Source organism: Planomonospora algeriensis (genome assembly GCF_977012225.1).
Genome location: NZ_CDRNDK010000487.1, coordinates 1 through 4,404 on the forward strand (window position 1 = coordinate 1; position 4,404 = coordinate 4,404).

General features: G+C 69.5%; 2 protein-coding genes. Both read right to left on the reverse strand.

Annotated elements, in window-relative coordinates; genetic code table 11:
- Positions 1 to 238: 238 nt before the first annotated feature.
- A complete protein-coding gene (gene dnaE / locus ACWJ6R_RS30870; protein ID WP_449065600.1) occupies positions 239 to 3,760 on the reverse strand; it encodes a DNA polymerase III subunit alpha in 3,522 nt (1,173 codons plus the stop codon).
- Between the two features lie 43 nt (positions 3,761 to 3,803).
- On the reverse strand, positions 3,804 to 4,404 hold a 601-nt coding region (locus tag ACWJ6R_RS30875), incomplete at its 5' end, for a chorismate mutase (RefSeq protein WP_449065601.1).

A 4,404-nucleotide genomic window follows, 5' to 3' on the forward strand; every position in this document is an offset into this window, starting at 1 on the left:
CCTGCGCGGGCCCGGTCTCGGCGGTCGCGGGCGGCGCGACCGCCGCGGCCGTGAGCAGGGCGCTCAGCCCGAGAGCGGCGACCGTCCGGCCGCGGCGGGTGGATCGCGTGAGAACCGTCACCGGTCGTCTCCCTTGGTCCGGAAACCTGACCGGAAGATCATCTCAACCGTTCCGTGATCCGCCCTCCTCTTCCGGGAGGAGATGGATCATCGTCCGCGGGGACGATCCCCGCCCGGCTCACGCCCCCAGGCAGGCCGGGCCCAGCAGCTGCTTGAGGTCGCCCATCAGGGCCGGGGACGGCGAGACGCGCAGGCGGTCGTCCAGGCGCATCACGGTGGTCCGCGGGCCGTCGTGGATCTGCAGGCGGACCTCGGTGGTGCCGGGATGGGTGGTCAGGACCTCCTTGAGGCGGCCGACCACCGGGGGCGTGCAGCGGTTCAGCGGCATGCTCACCAGCAGCGGCCCGCCCGCCTCGGTGGTCAGGTCGGGCGCGGTCACCTCCATCGCGATGATCTTCCCGACGTCCTCGCGCTTGTCCAGGCGGCCCTTGACGAAGACGATGGCGTCCTCGGCCAGGATCGTCGAGCAGAGCTGGTAGGCCGACGGGAAGATCATCACCTCGATGGCGCCCTCCAGGTCCTCCAGCATGGTCAGGACCCAGGTGTCGCCCTTCTTGGTGACCTTGCGCTGGACGCCGGAGAGGATGCCGCCGACCGTCACGATCTGGCCGTCGGGGCGGCCGTCGTCCTGGAGCGCGGCGACCGAGCAGTCGGCGCCGGCTGCGAGGATGTGCTCGACGCCGAAGAGCGGGTGGTCGGAGACGTACAGGCCGAGCATCTCCCGCTCGAACGCCAGCAGGGTGGTCTTGTCCCACTCCCCCGGCGGGACCTGCACGTCGAAGGTCTGGTCCTCGGCCCCGTCGACCGCGCCGAACAGCGAGTCCTGGCCGATCGCCTCGTTCTTCTTGATGTCGATGATCGCGTCCACGGCCTGCTCGTGGACCATCACCAGGCCCTTGCGGACGTGGCCGAAGGAGTCGAACGCGCCGGCTTTGATCAGCGACTCGATCACCCGCTTGTTGCAGACGATCGCCGGGACCTTGCGCAGGAAGTCCTTGAAGTCGGTGAAGCGGCCCTTCTCCTTGCGCGCGGAGATGATCCCGTCGACGACGTTGCCGCCGACGTTGCGGATCGCCGACAGGCCGAAGCGGACGTCGGTGCCGCGCGGGGTGAAGTCGAAGTCGGAGTCGTTGACGTCCGGCGGGAGCACCTTGATGCCCATCCGGCGGCACTCGTTGAGGTAGAGCGCCGACTTGTCCTTGTCGTCCTTGACCGAGGTCAGCAGCGCGGCCATGTACTCGGCCGGGTAGTTGGCCTTGAGGTAGGCGGTCCAGTAGGAGACCAGGCCGTAGCCGGCGGTGTGGGCCTTGTTGAAGGCGTAGTCGGAGAAGGGCAGCAGGATGTCCCACAGGGCCTTGATGGCCGCGGCGGAGAAGCCGTTGTCCTTCATGCCCTTCTCGAAGAACTCGAACTGCTTGTCCAGTTCGGACTTCTTCTTCTTGCCCATCGCGCGGCGGAGCAGGTCGGCGCCGCCGAGGGAGTAGTTGGCGACCTTCTGCGCGATCGCCATGACCTGCTCCTGATAGACGATCAGGCCGTGGGTCGTGTCGAGGATCTCCCGGAGCGGCTCCTCCAGCTCGGGGTGGATCGGGGTGATCTCCTGCTGGCCGTTCTTGCGCATCGCGTAGTTGGTGTGGGAGTTGGCGCCCATCGGACCGGGCCGGTAGAGCGCGAGCGCCGCGGAGATGTCCTCGAAGTTGTCGGGGCGCATCAGGCGCAGCAGCGAGCGCATGCCGCCGCCGTCCAGCTGGAAGATGCCGAGCGTGTCGCCCCGCGACAGCAGTTCGTAGGTCTTGACGTCGTCCAGGGGCAGGTCCAGCAGCTCGATCATGGTGCCGGTGTTGGCCTCGATGGCCTTCAGGCAGTCGTCGATGATCGTCAGGTTGCGCAGGCCCAGGAAGTCCATCTTCAGCAGGCCGAGCGTCTCGCAGGTCGGGTAGTCGAACTGCGTGATGATCGCGCCGTCGGAGTCGCGGCGCATGATCGGGATGTAGTCGGTCAGCACCTCCGACGACATGATGACGCCGGCGGCGTGCACGCCGGTCTGCCGGATCAGGCCCTCCAGGCCCTTGCCGAGGTCGATGGCCGCCTTGACGTCGACGTCCTCGTCGTAGAGTTTGCGCAGCTCACCGGCCTCGTTGAAACGAGGGTGGTCCTTGTCGAAGATGCCCGAGAGCGGGATGTCCTTGCCCATCACCGCCGGCGGGAACGCCTTGGAGACCTTGTCGCCCAGCGCGTACGGGTATCCGAGGACGCGGGCCGCGTCCTTGATGGCCGCCTTCGCCTTGATGGTGCCGAAGGTGGCGATCATGGCGACCTTGTCGGCGCCCCACTTCTCCGTCACGTAGCGGATCACGTCGCCGCGCCGGCGCTCGTCGAAGTCGATGTCGACGTCGGGCATGGAGACGCGCTCGGGGTTGAGGAAGCGCTCGAAGATCAGGCCGTGCGGGATCGGGTCGAGGTCGGTGATGCCCAGGGCGTAGGCGACCAGGGAGCCCGCCGCCGAGCCTCGGCCCGGCCCCACCCGGATGCCGTTGCGCTTGGCCCACATGATGAAGTCGGCGACCACGAGGAAGTAGGACGGGAACCCCATCTGGACGATGACGGCGAGTTCCTTCTCGACCCAGGCCCGGTGCTCCTCGTCGATGCCGCCGGGGAAGCGGCGATTCATGCCCTCCCAGACCTCCTGGCGGAAGAACTCCTCCTCCGTCATGCCGTCCGGGATCGGGAAGGTCGGCATCAGGTTCTTGAACCCGAACATGCCCTCCGGTTCGACCTTCTCGGCCACCAGCAGCGTGTTGCGGCAGCCCTCGGCCCACAGGTCGGAGGAGTCGACGGCGCGCATCTCGTCGGCGGTCTTGATGTAGTAGCCGCTGCCGTCGAAGCGGAACCGGTCGGGGTCGGACAGCTGCTTGCCGGTCTGGATGCACAGCAGCGCGTCGTGGGAGGCCGCGTCCGACTCGTAGGTGTAGTGCGAGTCGTTGGTGACCAGCGGCGGGATGCCCAGCTCCTTGCTGATGCGGGTGAGCCCGTCGCGGACCCGGCGCTCGATCTCGAGGCCGTGGTCCATGATCTCCAGGAAGTAGTTCTCCTTGCCGAAGAGCTCCTGGTACTTCGCGGCGGCCGCCACGGCCTCGTCGTACTGGCCCAGGCGCAGGCGGGTCTGCACCTCGCCCGACGGGCAGCCGGTCGTGGCCATCAGGCCCTCGGCGTGCTCGGCGAGGATCTCCGCGTCCATCCGCGCCCACTTGCGGACGAAGCCCTCGGTGTAGGCGCGGGAGCTGAGCTTCATGAGGTTCTTCAGGCCGCGCTCGTTGCGCGCCCAGATCGTCATGTGGGTGTAGTAGCCACCCGCCGAAACGTCGTCCTTCTTCTGGTGCGGCTCGCCCCACAGCACCGGCTTCTTCTGGTGCCGGGACGCGGGGGCGACGTAGGCCTCGATGCCGATGATCGGCTTGATCCCGGCCCCGGTGGCCTGCTTGTAGAAGTCGTACGCGCCGTGCATGTTGCCGTGGTCGGTGATCGCGATGGCGGGCATGCCCAGGTCGCCGACCTGCTTGAACATCTGCTTCAGACGGGCGGCTCCATCGAGCATGGAGTACTCCGTGTGAACATGCAGGTGCACGAACGAGTCTGACATGCGGCCCCGCCTCTCCCCTTGTCCCGCGTCGGCGAAGGGAAGCTTACGCGCGTTCGCCCGCCCCCGGGGCGCTCCCTTCGCGCCCCTTTCCGGAACCCTCGGCCCACTCCCGGGGACCGCCCGGAGAGTCCGCGGAGGCCGCGGAGGCCGGGGAGGCCGGGGAGGCCGGGGAGGCCGGGGAGGCCGCCCCGCCGTACGGTCTGCCCGCCCGGCGCTCCTCGGCCAGGTGCAGCCCCGCCTCGATGACGGCGTTCATGATGGGCGCCAGGCGCGCCTCACCCAGGGACGGGGCCCGGCGGGCCATCTCCGCGACCAGGCGGCGCTCACGCTCCAGGTCGCGCCCGGCGAACCCGCCGACCGGCTTGAGCCGCTGGACCGTCCCGGCGAGCTCGGCGCGGCGCTCCAGCAGCACCGCCAGGGCCGCGTCGACGCGGTCGATGGCGCCGCGGGCGGCCGGCACGGAGCCCGGCTCCTCCCTGCGCGTCAGCGCGCCGACGATCCGCACCGCCTCCTGAGCGGCGGCGGTGGTCTCCCTCGACGGGTCCGGGGACAGCAGCAGGCCGTCGGCCCCGGCCGCGACCGCGGCGGCGGCCAGCGCCGGGTCGTCGCCCAGCCCCGCCAGGACCGGGCGGCCGGACCGCTCC

What these genes read in the sequence shown, in the direction of transcription:
- dnaE (WP_449065600.1), bottom strand. Translation starts at nt 3,760, where the DNA reads ATGTCAGACTCGTTCGTGCACCTGCATGTTCACACGGAGTACTCCATG.